Annotated in this window: 18 protein-coding genes, 1 pseudogene and 1 other annotated feature; of the genes and pseudogenes, 6 read left to right on the top strand and 13 right to left on the bottom strand. The window is 55.4% G+C overall.

All coding sequences use genetic code 11. The features are described from left to right. Positions 1 to 7 precede the first annotated feature (7 nt). The gene (gene btuC / locus CWM57_RS00225; protein WP_100675432.1) at positions 8 to 994 is read right to left on the bottom strand and encodes a vitamin B12 ABC transporter permease BtuC; all 987 of its coding nucleotides are present in this window, start codon (positions 992 to 994) and stop codon (positions 8 to 10) included. Positions 995 to 1,117: 123 nt separating this feature from the next. Then, positions 1,118 to 2,555 (bottom strand): annotated as a pseudogene (locus CWM57_RS00220) (gluconate:proton symporter). A 277-nt stretch (positions 2,556 to 2,832) separates the two neighbouring features. Here CWM57_RS00220 and CWM57_RS00215 point away from each other — a divergent pair. Genes CWM57_RS00215 through CWM57_RS00205 form a run of 3 tightly spaced genes read left to right on the top strand, consistent with a single transcriptional unit; the run spans position 2,833 to position 5,400 of the window. Beyond that, entirely contained in the window at positions 2,833 to 3,747 is a 915-nt protein-coding gene (locus tag CWM57_RS00215) for a LysR family transcriptional regulator (RefSeq protein WP_048268542.1), read from the top strand. Positions 3,748 to 3,784: 37 nt separating this feature from the next. Next, the gene (locus CWM57_RS00210) at positions 3,785 to 5,050 is read left to right on the top strand and encodes a D-amino acid dehydrogenase (protein WP_407045612.1); all 1,266 of its coding nucleotides are present in this window, start codon (positions 3,785 to 3,787) and stop codon (positions 5,048 to 5,050) included. Next, positions 5,047 to 5,400, top strand: a complete 354-nt coding sequence (locus tag CWM57_RS00205) for a RidA family protein (RefSeq protein WP_008804437.1) — start codon at positions 5,047 to 5,049, stop codon at positions 5,398 to 5,400. Before CWM57_RS00210 ends, CWM57_RS00205 begins: the two co-directional genes overlap by 4 nt. Positions 5,401 to 5,452: 52 nt before the next feature. Here the strand turns inward: CWM57_RS00205 and ihfA are convergent, their stop codons facing one another. The 10 genes from ihfA to CWM57_RS00155 all read right to left on the bottom strand — a co-directional run bounded on the left by ihfA (position 5,453) and on the right by CWM57_RS00155 (position 14,320). After that, a complete protein-coding gene (gene ihfA, locus CWM57_RS00200; RefSeq protein WP_002909098.1) occupies positions 5,453 to 5,752 on the bottom strand; it encodes an integration host factor subunit alpha in 300 nt (99 codons plus the stop codon). Between the two features lie 4 nt (positions 5,753 to 5,756). After that, complete coding sequence (gene pheT, locus CWM57_RS00195) at positions 5,757 to 8,144, bottom strand: phenylalanine--tRNA ligase subunit beta (RefSeq protein WP_074385545.1); 2,388 nt, start codon at positions 8,142 to 8,144, stop codon at positions 5,757 to 5,759. Between the two features lie 15 nt (positions 8,145 to 8,159). After that, positions 8,160 to 9,143, bottom strand: a complete 984-nt coding sequence (gene pheS / locus CWM57_RS00190) for a phenylalanine--tRNA ligase subunit alpha (RefSeq protein ID WP_008804435.1) — start codon at positions 9,141 to 9,143, stop codon at positions 8,160 to 8,162. Positions 9,144 to 9,206: 63 nt separating this feature from the next. After that, positions 9,207 to 9,331: a sequence feature (Phe leader region), on the bottom strand. Next, positions 9,282 to 9,326: a pheST operon leader peptide PheM gene (gene pheM, locus CWM57_RS27295; RefSeq protein ID WP_001386830.1), complete on the bottom strand. Its 45-nt coding sequence runs from the start codon at positions 9,324 to 9,326 to the stop codon at positions 9,282 to 9,284. Its footprint overlaps the feature before it by 45 nt. 118 nt (positions 9,332 to 9,449) lie before the next feature. Next, positions 9,450 to 9,806, bottom strand: a complete 357-nt coding sequence (gene rplT, locus CWM57_RS00185; RefSeq protein WP_000124850.1) for a 50S ribosomal protein L20 — start codon at positions 9,804 to 9,806, stop codon at positions 9,450 to 9,452. 50 nt (positions 9,807 to 9,856) lie between these two features. Next, on the bottom strand, positions 9,857 to 10,054 hold the full coding sequence (gene rpmI / locus CWM57_RS00180) for a 50S ribosomal protein L35 (protein ID WP_001124225.1): 198 nt from the start codon (positions 10,052 to 10,054) through the stop codon (positions 9,857 to 9,859). Positions 10,055 to 10,150: 96 nt separating this feature from the next. Next, positions 10,151 to 10,693, bottom strand: coding sequence for a translation initiation factor IF-3 (gene infC, locus CWM57_RS00175; protein WP_012967832.1), 543 nt, complete (start codon positions 10,691 to 10,693; stop codon positions 10,151 to 10,153). Between the two features lie 3 nt (positions 10,694 to 10,696). Then, positions 10,697 to 12,625: a threonine--tRNA ligase gene (thrS, locus tag CWM57_RS00170; protein WP_074385544.1), complete on the bottom strand. Its 1,929-nt coding sequence runs from the start codon at positions 12,623 to 12,625 to the stop codon at positions 10,697 to 10,699. 432 nt (positions 12,626 to 13,057) lie between these two features. Then, entirely contained in the window at positions 13,058 to 13,291 is a 234-nt protein-coding gene (locus CWM57_RS00160; protein WP_061154220.1) for a hypothetical protein, read from the bottom strand. 270 nt (positions 13,292 to 13,561) lie between these two features. Continuing rightward, positions 13,562 to 14,320 carry a YdiY family protein gene (locus CWM57_RS00155; RefSeq protein WP_061154219.1) on the bottom strand — a complete coding sequence of 253 codons (759 nt, stop codon included), beginning with the start codon at positions 14,318 to 14,320 and terminating at the stop codon, positions 13,562 to 13,564. A gap of 354 nt (positions 14,321 to 14,674) precedes the next feature. On the opposite strand from CWM57_RS00155, the gene pfkB reads away from it, so the two are divergent. The 3 genes from pfkB (at position 14,675) to CWM57_RS00140 (ending at position 16,962) form a co-directional block, all read left to right on the top strand. Beyond that, positions 14,675 to 15,607, top strand: a complete 933-nt coding sequence (gene pfkB / locus CWM57_RS00150) for a 6-phosphofructokinase II (protein WP_074385542.1) — start codon at positions 14,675 to 14,677, stop codon at positions 15,605 to 15,607. A gap of 92 nt (positions 15,608 to 15,699) precedes the next feature. Further along, positions 15,700 to 15,984, top strand: a complete 285-nt coding sequence (gene ghoS / locus CWM57_RS00145) for a type V toxin-antitoxin system endoribonuclease antitoxin GhoS (protein ID WP_100630680.1) — start codon at positions 15,700 to 15,702, stop codon at positions 15,982 to 15,984. A 105-nt stretch (positions 15,985 to 16,089) separates the two neighbouring features. After that, a complete protein-coding gene (locus CWM57_RS00140; RefSeq protein WP_061154217.1) occupies positions 16,090 to 16,962 on the top strand; it encodes a fructosamine kinase family protein in 873 nt (290 codons plus the stop codon). 43 nt (positions 16,963 to 17,005) lie between these two features. Here CWM57_RS00140 and tonB read toward each other — a convergent pair whose 3' ends face one another. Next, entirely contained in the window at positions 17,006 to 17,758 is a 753-nt protein-coding gene (tonB, locus tag CWM57_RS00135) for a TonB system transport protein TonB (RefSeq protein ID WP_100675430.1), read from the bottom strand. Between the last annotated feature and the right edge of the window lie 208 nt (positions 17,759 to 17,966).

Genomic DNA, 17,966 nt, shown 5'->3' with positions numbered 1-17,966 from the left:
CGCCGCGCTATCCTCGCACCCGCGAACGCAGCAGCAACCAGATAAATACAGGCGCGCCCAGCGTCGCCGTCACCACGCCAATCGGCAGCTCTGCGGCGGAAAGCGCCAGTCGGGCAATGATATCCGCCCCCAGCAAGGCGCTCGCCCCCGCCAGCATACAGGCCGGGAGCAACACCCGGTGATCGCTTAAGCCGCATAATCGCAGAATGTGCGGGATCACCAGGCCGATAAAGCCAATTGCCCCCGCCAGCGCCACGCTAACGCCGACCAACCATCCGGTCGCCACCACCAGCAGCTTGCGCCATAGCCACAGCGGCAGCCCGAGCTGACGAGCGGAGACCTCGCCCAGCGCCAGTAAATTCAGGGGTTGCGACTGCAGACAGACCCAGCAGAGCACCGGCAGGAGGGCTATCATCAGCCACAACTGCTGCCAGTCGACGCCGCCAAACCCGCCCATCATCCAGTACATCAGCTGACGCAGGTCAAAAGAGGTGGAGAAGTAGACCGCCCAGGTCATCAGGGCGCTGCAGATGATCCCCAGCGCCACCCCCGCCAGCAGCAGACGACTGGTAGACAGATGGCGGCGGGCAAAACGTAGCAGAATAAAGGTGATCAGCAGCGCGCCGAGGATCGCGCACAGGCCGAGCGCCCAGCCGGGCAAGACCCCTTTCCCCAGCAGGACGGCGGCAATCAGCCCAACGCCCGCCCCGTTGGAGACGCCCAGCAGACCCGGCTCCGCCAGCGGATTTTCAAACAGTGCCTGCATAATCGCCCCGGAGAGCGCCAGCGCCGCCCCCACCAGCACCACCGCCAGGGTTCGCGGCAGGCGGATCTGCCAGATGAACAACTGGCCTTTCGCGCTCAGCCATTCCCCAGGCGGGATCCATTGATCGCCCGCGCACAGGCTGATCAGTAGCGTAACCAGGAGCAACAGCGTTAATCCAAAGAGCCAACGCCGGCTGCGGCGCTGTTGAAGATGGGCGAGAGTCAGCATAGATTCCATTACGCAGTGGGAACAAGAGACTGATTTTACGGTGGGTGTCGCGGTGAGAAAAGGAAAACCTCGCGCCCGTTCGTCGACGCGGAGGAAGACCTCCCCCGCGTCTGCGGTCGTTCGTTACACCAGGATCTGAAACAGCAGCGCAAAGAGAATGATATTCGCCACCACGATTGCCCAGCCGTTATAGAGCATATATTTCAGATGCGTTGACTGCGCCAGCCCCATCTGGCCGAACATGTCCGATGAGGGAAACGGACCGAACCAGTCCACCTGAGACGAGGCGAGCAGCACCGCGGTGGTCCCCTGCGGCGGCACGCCGGCGGCCATCAGCATCGGGCCAAAGATTTTATGGGTAAACGTCATTTGCGCCACCGCCGCACCGGGCACATGGCCGATAATATTGAACGCGAAGATGCTAAAGCACAGCCAGGCCGGGGAGATACCCTCGAGCAGCGGTTGGGTATACTCCAGCAGCCCCTGATAGGCATGCAGACCATCCATCAGTTCAAGGATTGGGTTATACAGCCAGTAGAGGATAAACATCCACACCAGACGGCCGCAGCCGTGATACAGCGCCTGCAGGATCTGCGTCGGTCGCAGGCCGCCTACCAGCCCGGTCATCAGCGCCACCAGCAGCATCACGATAATCGCAAAGCTGAAGCCAGCTTTGATCACCACGCCAACGACCGCCATCACAATGATCGTCGCGGCGAAGGCCAGCGCGCTTAATTTACGCCGACGCTGCTGCGCGGCGCTGAGATCCTTCCTCTTTTGGCTTCTCCGAAAGATCGACGTCATAGCGCAGTTTGCCTTCGGTCATCTTCTGGATCCGCCCCGCCATTATCCAGCCGGCCAGCAGCGTCACCGCACTCATCGGCAGACCGACGTACAGCAGATAGTCCGGATAGCTCAACCCGCCGAGGCTGAGGATTGTCACGGTGCTGGGGGTGAAGGGCCCGGTAAAGAGCCCAACGGAGCCGGCGGTCATCATCAGCGCGGCGACTGTCGGCGGCGTTAAGCGTACCGCTGCCGCCACCGGAATGATCACGGCCACGATAATGGCGTTACCACCGGCCATGGTGCCCAGCGAACCACAAATTAAAATCGATGACACCACAATGCCGAACTTAACCCGCGTCTGGCTCGACAGCCCAATACGATGGACCACGAATTTCACCAGCTCAACCGCTGCGCCGGTGCGGGTGGCCACTTCCCCCACGCCGGCGCCGAGCATAATGATAAGCCCTACGGTGGCGATAAATGATCCGGTGGATTTCGCCAGCATCGTGCCCATTTCCGGCAGGCCGGTCGAGGTCATTATCATGGCGATAATAATCGAGGAGATCACCGCCAGCACAATATCAACGCCGATCAGCGATAATATCGCTAGTGCCACCAGCGGCGTAAATCCCAGCAGGCCAAGCTCACTGCCCGGTCGACCGTGGCACCACAGCGCGATCAACACGAACAGCAGCAATAACAGACCAGTAATAACGTTTTTCCGCGTGATATTTCGTCTGACAGGCGCATTGCCTGTGAGCGTTGAGTCACTCATAACACTCCTTAATGCCAATCAATCCGACCGTAAAGGTCAGGTGGTGTATTGGGGCCTGCTCAGAAAACATCCCCCCTCTTTTTCATTATTGGCCGCGAGCCTGAGGGTGCGTTTGGGTACAAAGGAATAAATTCTGAGAGCGTAATATTCCGCCATCAGGCGGGGTCTACAGCACAATATGTAACCGGAGCGCTGATTGGAGATTAAATTTATGTTAACTTAGTGTTAGTGGAAAATGACTTTTTATCGGTAGGCTATAACCCTGAGTTAACTGTTCATGAAACTGCGTCATCTGGAAATCTTTCATGCCGTAATGACCTGCGGCTCGCTGTCACGGGCGGCGGAAGCGCTTAATATCTCTCAGCCAGCGGCCAGCAAAGCGCTAAAAAGCGCCGAGATGAAACTGGGTTTTACCCTCTTTCAGCGGGTGCGCGGCAAGCTGCTACCGACCAGCGAGGCGATCACACTTTTCGAAAAAGCGCAGAGCATTTATCAGGACCTGGACAACCTGCGCCTGTTGGCCGACAACCTGGCTCGCGATCCGCGCGCCAAAATCACCTTAGGCTGCCTGCCGAGCCTGGGGTTAAGCCTGGTGCCAGAGCTGGTGACCGACTTTTATCAGCAAAACAGCAACCTGGTGATGACGCTCACCACCGAGCACACCGAGACGCTGGTCAGAAAACTGGATTTGCGCGAGATAGATTTGGCGCTGACGCTACAGCCGGTGCAGCAGGGAGAGATCCTGACCACCCTGATTGCCGAAGTACCGCTGGTGTACATCGACCGTCATTATCGTCAGGGGGCGGTGGACATCAGCCAGATCGACCAGCAGCGCTGGATCTCGCCAGGGCCGCACTCGCTCTCTGCGGCCATCGCCACCCGTCGCGACTTTTCCACCACCCGGCTTAACGTCCAGACCTACTATATGGCTACCGAGTTCGTGAAGCGCGGCATGGGCTGCAGCATCACTGATATCTTTTCCGCCCAGCACAACCTGGATCCCGAGATGATCCACCCCATTACGCCGCCGATTGCCATCAACCTCTGCCTGCTGCGCCGGGCCGATGTTTCGCTGAGTCCAATGGCGCAAAAGTTCGTCGATTTTCTCTGCCAGCGTCTGCGCCAGCAACTCAAGGAGATTAACCTGCGGTTATACCCTGACCATAAAAAGTCAATTGCGCCGCTGGGGTAAATGCTTTGACATAACCCGATAAATTGATCAGCGGTGGATATATCGGGTTATGAACAAACGCATTGTCATTATCGGCGGCGGCGTGGTCGGTCTGGCCACGGCCTGGGAACTGATTAAGCGCGGCCATCGGGTGCAATTACTGGAGCGCAATGCCGAACCGGGCAGTGCCACCAGTTTTGCTAACGGCGGACAATTAAGTTATCGCTACGTTGCCCCCCTTGCCGATAGCGGCGTTCCCCTGCAGGGGATTAAATGGATGGGCAAAGCCGATTCGCCGCTGAATATGCGTCTTAAGATGTCTTTCCAGCAGTGGCGCTGGCTGCTGCAGTTCCTGCGTGCCTGTAATAGCCAGACTAATAAAATGAACGGCAATCATATTTTGCGCCTGTCGTTGCTCAGCCGTCAGGTCATGCAGTCATGGCTGGATGAGGATAATCTTGCCGATTTTCACTGGCGGCGCAGCGGTAAATTAATTATCCATCGCCGCGGATATGATTTTAATAAAGCGGCAAAAGGAATAGATCCTCAGTATCAACAAGCGCTGAATGCTGACGCCTGTCTGCAGCTGGAGCCGGCACTCAGACATATCAGCCCTTCGCTGCAGGGCGGAATTTATTCGCCGGGCGATGAAACGGCAGATTGCCATCAGTTCTGCCTTGCCCTGCTCGACAAGCTCAATGCCAGCAACGACTTTAGCCTGCTGACGCACTGTGAGGTGCAGCAGCTCAATAAGCGCGGCGGACGCATCAGCGCCCTGGAGACCAACCGGGGAACCATCACCGGCGATGATTATGTCGTTGCCGCCGGTAACGGCAGCGGTCCTCTGCTTGGGCATCTGGGGGTTCGCGTGCCGCTGTGCGCCCTGAAGGGGTACAGCCTGACCCTGCCCTATCCTGAAAAAGCAGGTATTGCCCCTGACATCAGCGTCACCGACTACGGGCACAAAATCGTTTATGCCCGCCTTGGCCAACAACTGCGCATCGCGGCGATGGTGGACATCGGCTACGACGGCGACCAACTGCGCGAGAGCCGCATTCAGGCGCTGAAAAACATCGTCGCCCGTAGCTTTCCCGAACTCGAAGGGCTGGACAAGGCCGAAGCCTGGACCGGCATGCGCCCGTCAACACCAGCAGGCCCGCCGATGCTGGGTCGCGCCGGATACCCCAATCTGTGGATGAACCTCGGCCAGGGTAGTCTCGGCTTTACCCTCGCCGCCGGCAGCGCGGTGGTGCTGGGCGCGTTAATCGACAATCAGGCACCCACTATTTCTTTAGAAGGTCTCACATGGAAACAAACCGCATGACCATTATTCGCAATAATCCACAACCTCGCCTTTCCGCCAGCGTTGCGTATGGCAATCTGTTGTTCCTCTCCGGGCAGACGCCAAAAAGCAGCGAAGACGATATCGTTTTACAAACCCGTGAAGTGCTGGAGAAGATCGATGCCCTGTTGGCGGCTGCCGGGAGCGATAAGCGCCAAATTCTCTCCGCGCAGATCTGGCTGAAAGATATCGAACGTGATTTTGTCGCATTCAATGACGTGTGGGTACAGTGGATGCCGGAAGGCCAGAGCCCGGCGCGAGCAGCAGTACAGGCGGAGATGGCGCGACCGGATATCCTGGTGGAGATCATGCTCACCGCCGTCAAAGCGTAAGGACGTATAGAAAAGAAAAAGGCCGCAATGCGGCCTTTTTAATTAGTTCAGATTATTTGTCTTTCGGTGACGCGTTTTCGACACGGCTTTTCAGCTTCTGACCGGGTCTGAAGGTCACCACGCGCCGGGCTGTAATGGGAATATCCTCCCCCGTCTTCGGGTTACGTCCCGGGCGTTGGTTTTTATCCCGCAAATCGAAGTTGCCGAACCCGGAGAGTTTGACCTGTTCTCCGTTTTCCAGAGCACGACGGATCTCTTCGAAAAACAACTCGACCAGTTCTTTGGCATCCCGCTTGCTAAGCCCAAGCTTATCAAACAGATATTCTGACATTTCAGCTTTTGTAAGCGCCATAGGTTCAATCCCTCAATGATGCCTGGAATCGCTCTTTTAATGCCTCTACACATCTGGCAACGGTAGCGGCAATCTCCTCTTCTTCGAGTGTACGGCTGGTATCCTGCAGGATCAGGCTAATCGCAAGGCTCTTATACCCTTCCGCCACACCTTTACCACGGTACACGTCAAATAAGTTTACGCCAACTACCTGATTTACGCCAACTTTCTTACATTCGGCTAAAACATCGGCAGCAGCCACGTTTTCAGCGACCAGTACCGCGATGTCGCGACGGTTCGCCGGGAAGCGGGAAATATCGCGCGCCTGAGGCACCACGCGGTCTGCGAGCTTGTTCCACTCCAGTTCGAACACCAGAGTGCGACCGTTCAGATCCAGTTTACGTTCCAGCTCAGGATGAACAACCCCAATGAAACCAATGCGTTCACCTTTAAGATAAATCGCTGCGGATTGGCCTGGATGCAGCGCAGTTATCGCTTCGCCACGGAACTCGATGTCGGCCAATTTACCGGTTAAATCCAGAACGGATTCCAGATCGCCCTTCAGATCATAGAAATCGACCGTCTCTTTCGCCAGCGTCCAGTGCTCTTCATAGCGGTTACCGCAGATCGCCCCGGCCAGCATCACATCCTGACGAATGCCCAGCGGCGCCTGAGTATCCGGCACGAAGCGCAGACCACTCTCAAAGATGCGCACGCGGCTCTGCTGACGGTTCTGGTTGTAGACCACGGTCCCCAACAGGCCGGTCCACAGCGACAGACGCATCGCCGACATTTCACTGGAGATCGGGCTTGGCAGGATCAGCGCCTCTTCCCCGACGTGGATCAGCTGCTGGACTTTCGGGTCAACAAAGCTGTAGGTGATCACTTCCTGATAGCCTTTGTCGTTCAGCAGCGTTTTCACGCGCTTCAGCGACAGGTCAGCTTCACGGTGGGTCCCCATGATCAGACCCGCCTGTACTGGCTCATCAGGAATGTTGTTGTAGCCATAAACGCGAGCCACTTCTTCGACCAGATCTTCTTCGATCTCCATGTCGAAACGCCAGCTCGGGGCGACTGCCTGCCATTCACCCTGACCTACCGTCACTTCGCAACCCAGGCGCTGCAGAATGTCGGTGACCTGCGCGTCATCGATATGGTGGCCAATCAGGCGATCCAGTTTGCTACGACGCAGGGTAATGGTGGCGCGTTTTGGCAGGGTCTCTTCGTGGGTCACGTCGATCACCGGGCCGGCTTCACCGCCGCAGAGGTCGATCAGCAGACGCGTGGCACGCTCCAGCGCTTTATACTGCAGCGCCGGATCGACGCCGCGCTCATAACGATGAGAGGCATCGGTGTGCAGGCCGTGACGGCGCGCGCGGCCGGTAATGGACAGCGGGCTGAAGAAGGCACACTCCAGCAGCACGTTCTGGGTTTCGTCGTTAACACCGGAGTGTTCCCCGCCGAAGATCCCGCCCATCGCCAGCGCTTTGTTATGGTCAGCAATAACCAGGGTGTCACTGTCGAGCTTCGCTTCAGAGCCATCGAGCAGCACCAGGGTTTCACCCTCTTTCGCCATGCGCACCACGATCCCGCCTTCGATACGGTCGCGGTCAAAGGCGTGCATCGGCTGGCCCAGCTCAAGCAGGACATAGTTAGTCACGTCAACCACCGCGTCGATGGAGCGGATCCCGCAGCGACGCAGCTTCTCTTTCATCCACAGCGGCGTCGGCGCTTTGACGTTGATGCCTTTCACCACGCGGCCCAGATAGCGCGGGCAGGCCTGCGGCGCGTCAACCTGAATCGGCAGCACGTCGTCAATGGTCGCGGCAACCGGAGTGATTTCCGGCGCGTTCAGCGGCGCTTTGTTCAGCACAGCGACATCGCGCGCCACACCGATGATACCCAGGCAGTCGGCGCGGTTTGGCGTGACGCTGATTTCGATAGTGTTATCGTCAAGCTTGAGGTATTCACGAATATCAGTGCCGATCGGCGCATCCGCCGGCAGTTCGATAATTCCGCTATGGTCGTCGGAAATACCCAGCTCGGAGAAGGAGCACAGCATCCCTTCTGACGGTTCACCGCGCAGCTTCGCCGCTTTAATTTTAAAATCGCCCGGCAGTACGGCGCCGATGGTCGCCACGGCGACTTTCAGCCCCTGACGGCAGTTTGGCGCGCCGCAGACGATATCCAGCAGGCGTTCACCGCCCACGTTGACTTTGGTGACGCGCAGTTTGTCAGCATTTGGATGCTGGCCGCACTCCACCACTTCACCGACCACTACGCCGTTGAAGCTGCCGGCAACCGGCTCAACGCCATCGACTTCGAGGCCCGCCATGGTGATCTGATCGGAAAGCGCTTCGCTGTCGATCGCCGGGTTAACCCACTCGCGTAACCACAGTTCACTGAATTTCATTGTTCTGTCCTGCCCTTATTTAAACTGTTTGAGGAAACGCAGATCGTTTTCGAAGAACGCGCGCAAATCGGTCACGCCATAACGCAGCATGGTCAGACGTTCCATCCCCATACCGAAGGCGAAGCCGGAGTAGACTTCCGGATCGATACCCACGTTACGCAGCACGTTCGGGTGTACCATCCCGCAGCCCAGCACTTCCAGCCATTTGCCGTTTTTCCCCATCACATCAACTTCTGCGGACGGCTCGGTGAACGGGAAGTAGGACGGACGGAAGCGCACCTGCAGATCTTCTTCAAAGAAGTTGTTCAGGAAGTCGTGCAGCGTCCCTTTCAGGTTGGTGAAGCTGATGTTTTTATCAACAATCAGACCTTCCATCTGGTGGAACATCGGGGTATGAGTCTGGTCGTAGTCGTTACGATAGACGCGGCCCGGCGCGATAATGCGGATGGGCGGCTGCTGGTTTTCCATGGTGCGGATCTGCACGCCGGAGGTCTGAGTACGCAGCAGGCGAGTGGCATCGAACCAGAAAGTGTCGTGGTCAGCGCGCGCCGGATGATGACCCGGAATATTCAGCGCATCGAAGTTGTGGTAATCATCTTCGATTTCCGGGCCAGTCGCCACGGTAAAGCCGAGCTCACCGAAGAAACTTTCAATACGGTCGATGGTGCGAGTGACCGGATGCAGGCCGCCATTTTCAATGCGGCGTCCCGGCAGCGAGACGTCAATGGTCTCTGCGGCCAGACGCGCATTCAGCGCTGCGCCTTCCAGATCAGCTTTGCGCGCGTTCAGCGCCTGCTGCACCTGCTCTTTCGCTTCGTTGATGACCGCGCCGGCTGCCGGACGCTCTTCCGGCGGTAACTCACGCAGGGTGGTCATTTGCAGGGTCAGATGCCCTTTTTTACCCAGGTATTCCACGCGGACGTTGTCCAGCGCAGCAACATCTGATGCCTCGTTAATGGCTGCCTTGGCACTGGCAACCAGCTCTGCGAGATGTGACATGGTTTTCCTCATTATGTCGGTGCAGACACCGGTTATAGTGAAATTAATATCCCGAATCCATATACGAAAAAAGCCTCCACAGGGGAGGCTTTCTGGCGCTGTTTTCCGTTTCTTCTTTCACGCGCTAGCCTCCTGAGTTCAGGTGCTAAAGTAAAAAAAGAAGCGGAAAATAGCAGCATTCATGCTTGCATTACCTTGTCTGGTAAGAAACGTCAGACCTGTATTGAAAAGCCTGCGCCGATAAAAGTCAATGTATTGATGGTGTTGAAACGAAAAGAGGGAGACAAGCTCCCTCTTTCAACTGGCTTATGCCAGAGCTGCTTTCGCTTTTTCGACCAGAGCGGTGAACGCTACTTTGTCGAATACGGCGATGTCAGCCAGGATCTTACGGTCGATTTCAACAGAGGCTTTTTTCAGGCCATTGATGAATTTGCTGTAAGAAATACCGTTCTGACGTGCTGCTGCGTTGATACGTGCAATCCACAGTTGACGGAACTGACGTTTACGTTGACGACGGTCACGGTAAGCGTACTGACCAGCTTTGATAACAGCCTGGAAGGCAACGCGGTATACGCGAGAACGCGCACCGTAGTAGCCTTTAGCTTGTTTCAAAATTTTCTTGTGACGTGCACGTGCAATTACACCACGTTTTACGCGAGCCATGTGTGCTCTCCTGTATCTATTCTAAGTTAAAAAAGTTAAACGTTAACGACTTATGCGTACGGCAGGCACGCGATAACCAGGCCCAGATCGCCTTTGGAAACCATGGCTTTCGGACGCAGGTGACGTTTACGCTTGGTAGCTTTTTTAGTCAGAATGTGACGCAGGTTAGCGTGCTTGTGCTTAAAACCACCTTTACCGGTTTTTTTGAAGCGCTTAGCAGCACCGCGTACGGTCTTAATTTTTGGCATCTTAATAACTTCCACTTCGCATTGTTAATAAACGAAACATAGGCGAACAACATCAGTGAAGCCCTAAGGCTCCACTGACATCGCTACTTGAAGGCCTTACTGTTTCTTCTTAGGAGCGAGCACCATGATCATCTGGCGGCCTTCGATCTTCGTAGGGAAGGATTCGACTACTGCCAGTTCACTCAGATCGTCACGGACGCGCGTAAGCACTTCCATACCGATCTGCTGGTGGGCCATCTCACGACCGCGGAAACGCAGTGTGATCTTAGCCTTATCGCCATCTTCGAGAAAGCGAACCAGGCTGCGGAGTTTTACCTGGTAATCACCATCATCGGTCCCAGGACGGAATTTAATTTCCTTAACCTGGATAACTTTTTGCTTTTTCTTCTGTTCCTTAGAAGACTTACTCTTTTCATAAAGGAACTTGCCGTAGTCCATGATACGACAAACTGGCGGTTCGGCGTTAGGGCTGATTTCAACTAAATCTACTCCGGCCTCTTCAGCCTTTTCGAGAGCTTCTCTCAGACTCACAATACCCAAAGCTTCGCCTTCCAGACCTGTCAAGCGAACTTCCAGGGCGCGAATCTCGCCATTGATACGATTCGGACGTGCCGTTTGAACTCGTTTTCCGCCTTTAATACCTTATTCCTCCAGTTGTTGAAGACTGCGGCTGCGAATCTCTTGTTGCAGCTTCTCAATCACTTCACTTACGTCCATGCTGCCGAGGTCTTTCCCGCGACGGGTGCGCACGGCCACTTTGCCGGCTTCGACTTCTTTGTCGCCACAGACCAACATATACGGGACACGACGTAAAGTGTGCTCGCGGATTTTAAAGCCAATCTTCTCATTTCTCAAGTCTGCTTTTACACGAATGCCCGCATTTTGTAGTTTACGCGTCAATTCGTTAACGTATTCAGCCTGAGAATCGGTAATATTCATGACCACTACCTGCACTGGTGCAATCCAGGTTGGGAAGAAGCCAGCGAACTCTTCGGTCAGGATGCCAATGAAGCGCTCCAGAGAACCAAGAATTGCGCGGTGAATCATAACCGGCACCTGACGCTCGTTGTTTTCGCCTACGTAGGAGGCGCTTAAACGCTGCGGCAGAGAGAAGTCCAGCTGTACGGTACCGCACTGCCATGCACGATCGAGGCAGTCATACAGGGTAAATTCAATTTTCGGGCCGTAGAAGGCCCCTTCGCCCAGTTGATATTCAAATGGGATGTTATTTTCTTCCAGCGCCACCGCCAGATCCGCTTCCGCGCGATCCCAGGTCTCATCGCTACCGATACGTTTTTCCGGGCGAGTCGACAGTTTGACGACGATCTTCTCGAAGCCAAAGGTGCTGTACATATCGTAGACCATACGAATACAGGCGTTCACTTCATCGCGAACCTGATCTTCAGTACAGAAGATATGCGCATCATCCTGGGTAAAGCCGCGAACGCGCATCAGACCGTGCAGCGCACCTGATGGTTCGTTACGGTGACAGCTACCGAACTCCGCCATACGCAGCGGCAGATCGCGATAGGATTTCAATCCCTGGTTGAAGATCTGCACGTGACCCGGGCAGTTCATCGGCTTGATGCAGTATTCACGGTTCTCAGAAGAGGTGGTGAACATCGCATCTTTGTAGTTGTCCCAGTGACCGGTTTTTTCCCACAGCACACGGTCCATCATGAACGGACCTTTAACTTCCTGATACTGGTACTCTTTCAGTTTAGAACGAACGAATGTTTCCAGTTCACGGAAGATGGTCCAGCCATCGTTATGCCAGAACACCATACCCGGCGCCTCTTCCTGCATATGATACAGGTCGAGCTGCTTACCGATTTTACGGTGGTCACGCTTGGCGGCTTCTTCCAGACGCTGCAGATAAGCATTCAGCGCTTTTTTATCCGCCCACGCGGTACCGTAGATACGCTGCAACATTTTATTGTTGCTGTCGCCGCGCCAGTAGGCACCGGCGGTTTTCATCAGCTTGAAGTGATGACAGAAGCGCATATTCGGTACGTGCGGGCCGCGGCACATATCGATATATTCTTCATGATGATACAGACCCGGCTTATCATCATGAGCAATGTTTTCGTCAAGAATAGAAACTTTATAGGTTTCGCCACGCTTCACGAAGGTTTCACGCGCCTCGTGCCAGCTGACTTTCTTCTTGATGACATCGTAGTTTTTCTCGGCGAGCTCATGCATACGTTTTTCGAGCGCGTCGATATCTTCCTGAGTCAGGGTGTGGTCGAGGTCTACGTCATAGTAGAAGCCATTATCGACAACCGGACCGATAGCCATTTTGGTGTTGGGCCACAGCTGTTTAATGGCATGGCCTAACAGGTGCGCACAGGAGTGACGAATGATCTCCAGCCCTTCTTCATCTTTCGCAGTGATAATAGAGAGGGTGGAATCGTTTTCGATCGGGTCGCAGGCGTCTACCAGTTCACCGTTTACCCGCCCGGCAATGGTGGCTTTCGCCAGGCCTGGACCGATATCCAGCGCAACATCCATTGGGCTAACAGCGTGGTCAAAATGGCGTTGACTGCCATCAGGAAGCGTAATTACAGGCATTTTATGTCCTTATTTGCAGTGGTGCCCCACACGAAAGAGCACATACAAAACTATATAATCATAATTATCATCAGGTTAAGGCGCAGTTCCCGCTTCACTCTGCGAAAAAAGGAGGACGACCGGATGGACCGTTCCCGCCTGCCACCGCCTGCTGATAACACCGGGGAGTAGTTTACACATCATTGATACGTGATTAAAGCCGCAAGCGTATAAATGATGGCGGAATGTGGAGAAAACAAGAGAGATAGAGATAAAAAGACGAATATCCTGCTACTGCAGGCGAGAATAATCGCCGGCAAAACCGGATAATATTATTCGGACGTGATAGAAGAGACGCAATGATATTGCATGCTTAATCTTTAATGCAGATCGTTAAACCGGTACCGCTTCACCCGGCTTAATTGACGTACGACGAAATAAAGGTCTGGTATATTACGACCACTCGCCGGCCACCAGCGTATGCACATTAAAGGCATCGCTCATGGATTGTCCGGTGGTCCGGGAACCGGGGGCGATATTCGAGCCAGCCTCAACGTCAGTCGCTTTGGCGATGCCTATCTGAGTATGGTCCTGGTTGCCCGACGGCGGGACTGGCGTGGCAGCTGATGCGCCAAAAGAAAGCACGCACAGCGCCAGGGCTGCGATGGTAAATTGAGTGTTTTTCATGATGTTCATTCTCTTATTACGGAAGACAGACCGCGCGATTTCTCCGCCAGGTCAGTGCATCTCAGTATAGATCCAGATCACATATTTGTCCGTCAAATATTTAGCTTTTCGTGTCAAATAGAATGAATATTTGTCAACAAATCGGGAATAATGGAGAAAAGATGGAGGGCTATTTCTTTTTATAAAAACTAAAACGAAAGGTCAGAAAAAATAATGCCACTAATTGCTAAATTTAAAACGAACAGGCCGGGAAAACCCGGCCTGAAAATATTACATTTTATACCCAAGGGACAGCGACGTCCGGCGATCGGTATGCTCCGGCGCAGAGGAAGGCGGCGCCGAGTTCCAGGTCACGTTGTAAGCGACTTTCAGCGCGAAATGGGCGTTAATCGCCACGTTTAACGCGCTCTCAGAGTTGACGGTGGTGTCCTCAGCGCCAAACACCGATACCCCTTGCGTAAATTTGGCGTTATCGGTCATCTGCCAGGCCCAGGTGCCGGAGGCGTAACCCAGCGGCTGAGTATCGGTTTCTCCATCGGTAAACTCGTCATAGCGGACGCCAGGACCGAATTCAAACCGCAGGCTGTGCACGGGACCGTTGAGGATCTGACGACCATAACCCGCCGTCAGGACATCACGCTGCTGATAGCCATTATAGCGGTCGGTCAGCCAGCTGCCCTGACCAAAGAGATAGTTCATATCGGTCAGGTTATAGCGGCTACGCCCACCGACTGCATATTTTTCTGAGGATCGCTCATCGTTGGAAGAGGTGTTGCTGGCGTTCCCCCACAGCGACCATGCGGTGGTATTACCATACCAGGTCAAGGTGGAATCTGCCGTCATCGAGGAGTTCTTGGTGTTGCCGGACTGCGCCAGGTAGCCTGCGTTAACCACACCTTCGAAAGGTTTTTTAGCAGCGGAAGGGTCATCCATGACGGTAAATACAGAATCATCGGCCATTGCGCCAACAGACGCAAAAAGCCCCCCCGCCAGCATAACCGCTGCGGGTACTGTCTTTAAAAGCTTCATTATAACTCTCTAAAATACATTTTTTAGGACAGTACAAATGATGAACAGACACAACCTGCCCGCTCATTGAATTTAGCGTCCGTACAACATAAAAGAGACCTGAGGGTCCCGGAAACTTTCGCGAGGATCGCGGTGTGCAGGTCCTAAGAAAGGTAGCAAATTATAAAAAAGCACGAATAACATAGCAATCACTTACTCTTTCGTTTTTTGAATAAGACAGCTCCGGAAACAATCTTTATTTCATAATGAAAATACAAGCTTCTTTGCAAATCTCTCAGGAACATCACTTTCCCTCCCGGAGTCATCGTGCCATGCTTAAATAAAATACAGTCGCCGTATTAAGGAGGAGAAGGAATGACCAAAATTTATACGCTAACGCTGGCCCCCTCGCTGGATAGCGCCACGCAGACCCCACAGATTTACCCCGAAGGTAAACTCCGCTGCAGCGCGCCGGTATTTGAGCCCGGCGGCGGCGGGATCAACGTCGCCCGTGCCGTGACCTTTCTTGGCGGTAAAGCCACCGCCATTTTCCCGGTTGGCGGCGCCACCGGCGAGCACTTAGCAGCCCTGCTGGCCGATGAGCAGGTACCGGTCGAGACCGTCGAAACCCGAGACTGGACGCGGCAAAACCTGCACGTTCACGTGGCCGCCAGCGGCGAACAATATCGCTTTGTCATGCCCGGCGCAGCGCTGACGGATGATGAGTTCCGCCGCCTGGAAGAGAAAGTCCTGACGATCGAACCCGGCTCACTGCTGGTGGTGAGCGGCAGCCTGCCGCCAGGTATCAGCGTCGAAAACCTGACGCAACTGGTGAAAAACGCGCAACAGCAGGGGCTGCGCTGCATTATCGACAGCTCCGGCGACGCGCTGGCTGCGGCGCTGGACGTCGGCAATATTGAGCTGGTGAAGCCGAACCAGAAAGAGCTCAGCGCCCTCGTACAGCGCGATCTGAGCCAACCCGATGACGTACGCCTTGCCGCCCAGTCGTTGATCCAGTCCGGTAAAGTACGCCGGGTGGTGGTTTCGCTCGGGCCGCAGGGGGCGCTAGGCGTTGACGCCAGCGGCAGCGTTCAGGTGGTGCCGCCGCCGATGAAAAGCCAGAGCACCGTCGGCGCCGGCGACAGCATGGTGGGCGCCATGACCCTGCGTCTGGCGGAAAACGCCGGGCTGGAGGATATGGTTCGCTTTGGCGTCGCCGCCGGTAGCGCCGCGACGATCAATCAGGGCACCCGTCTCTGCTCGCAGGCCAATACGCAAAAAATCTACGATTATCTCTGCGGTCGCTGATCTTCCCTGCCCCTCCGCGTCGGCGGAGGGAGTCACGATATTGGCTGGATGGTCTATGCTGGAAAGGCTATGGATAACAATGGGGTGTAGAGATGAGCAATGAGATAACCGCCTGGGTCACCAGCGTCGCCTTTCACGAACAGGCGCTGACGGAGATCAACGAGGTCAGCAACCACTTTACCCGCGCCGGGTTCGTACTGACGCTCAATGATGAAGACGGCAATCCCCATGAGCTGGGGACCAACACCTTTGGCCTGCTCAGCGCCCAGGATGCTGATGAAGTTAAGGCCCTCAGCGCAGGACTGGCGGAATCGGCCCTGGGCCGCCCGGCAGAGATTACGGTCAGCACATTCGCCGAGTGGTTAAAAGCTCAATAAGTGCGTTTAACGCAACGGAAAGCGTCAGTTGTGCGTCAGTTCCAGGTTTACCCGGTAGCAGTGCGCTAACCTTATGATATGGTGGAAAACATGGGGAGAGACAGCATGTGGCAAGCAATCAGTACACTTTTACGCGATTGGCATTCCGAAAACGCTGAAATCGAACTGAAAACCGAGCTGCCCGGTGGGGAAATCCATTCGGCCTGGCATTTACGCTTCGGCGGGAAAGATTACTTCGTGAAATGCGACGAACGTGAGCTTCTGCCCATCTTCACCGCCGAGGCCGATCAGCTGGAACTGCTGTCGCGAAGCAAAACCGTTCGCGTGCCGCAGGTCTTTGCGGTCGGCAGCGACCGTGACTACAGCTTTGTGGTCATGGAATACCTCCCTCCCCGTCCGCTGGATGCGCATAATGCCTTCCTGCTCGGCCAGCAGTTAGCTCATCTGCACCAGTGGAGCGATCAGCCGCAGTTTGGTCTGGATTTCGACAACGATCTTTCCACCACGCCGCAGCCCAACGCCTGGCAGCGTCGCTGGTCGGTGTTCTTTGCCGAGCAGCGTATCGGCTGGCAGCTGGAGCTGGCGGCGGAGAAAGGGCTGCACTTTGGCGATATCGATACCTTAGTCGATGTGGTTCAGCAGCGGCTGGCCAACCATCAGCCGCAACCTTCTCTGCTCCATGGTGACCTGTGGTCCGGTAACTGCGCCTTAGGACCAGATGGCCCCTACATCTTCGATCCAGCCTGCTACTGGGGCGATCGCGAGTGTGATTTAGCCATGCTGCCGATGCACCCGGAACAGCCGCCGCAGATCTATGACGGCTACCAGTCCGTTTCACCGCTGCCAGCAGGTTTTCTCGATCGTCAGCCAGTCTATCAGCTGTACACCCTGCTGAACCGGGCAATTTTGTTCGGTGGCCAGCACCTGGTGACCGCCCAGCAGGCGCTGGACGATGTGCTGATGGAAAAAGCACGTTAGAAAAGGCTCCCGGCGGACCTCTCCGATCCGCCGGGCTCCGTTATCAGTTAATTTCGACCCCATTCAGACGGAATTTGATAGTCATCGTCACGCCGGTTCCCGGTCTTGCCTGCTCGTAACGCCATCTGCGCATCGCGCTTTTCACTTCGCGCTCGAACATATTTGCCGGCTGGGCAGAGAGGATCTGCAGGTTGTCGATTCGGCCATCAGGCGTCACGTCAAACTTCACCCGTACCGTCCCCTCGATGCGCAGCGCCTGGGCGCGGGTCGGATAGGTCGGCTGGACACGGCTGATCGCACGCGGGCCGCTCGGGGTAGTAACGGTGGGTTTGGCGGCCGCGGTCGAGGTGCTCGGCGCGGTGCGCGCTGGCGCCGTATTGTTGTTTTCAAACGGCGAGGCCGGACGCGGCTCTGCTGCCGGCTTCACGTCCCGCTTGGGCTGCTCAACCTTTTTCTCCGGCTTGGGTTTCGGTTTGGGTTTGGGTTTAGGCTTCGGCTTCGGTTCCGGTTTATGGATAACCACCGGCGCTTCTTTCGGCGGTTCAGGCACCACCTCGGGTTCCGGCTCAGGATCAGGTTCGACAACGGGCTCCACGACTGGCTGTGCCGCCGGGGGCGGCTCAAGATCGGCCGGCGCGACCATCGTAATCTCTATCGGCTGCGTCGGAGAAGGCTGTTCAATAACCTGATGTACCGAGGTATAAAGCAGCCCCGCCACAACGGCACCGTGGATAGCCACGGACAGCAGCGTTGGCCACGGGAAGCGGCGAGGTAAATCAAGGGTCATTGCGCTCATAGTCGTTTCTGTTGAAAAATGATGCTCCGATTTTAAATGCAAATAGCAATCATATTCAATAAGGCGTCTTAACCTGAGTCAATTTTTGCCACCATTTGCAGAAAAAAGCCGCGCCGGCAGCGCATTCGACACCGGTATGCATCTTTGCATTGCAGTCCATCGCCGTTTAACTTAACGTAATTCGCCTGATTATTGATAAGGAGCTTTG

This window comes from Klebsiella sp. G-Nf4 (genome assembly GCF_002810615.1).
Taxonomy (GTDB): Bacteria; Pseudomonadota; Gammaproteobacteria; order Enterobacterales; family Enterobacteriaceae; genus Klebsiella; species Klebsiella variicola.
This window is presented reverse-complemented; position numbering and strand designations above follow the sequence as displayed.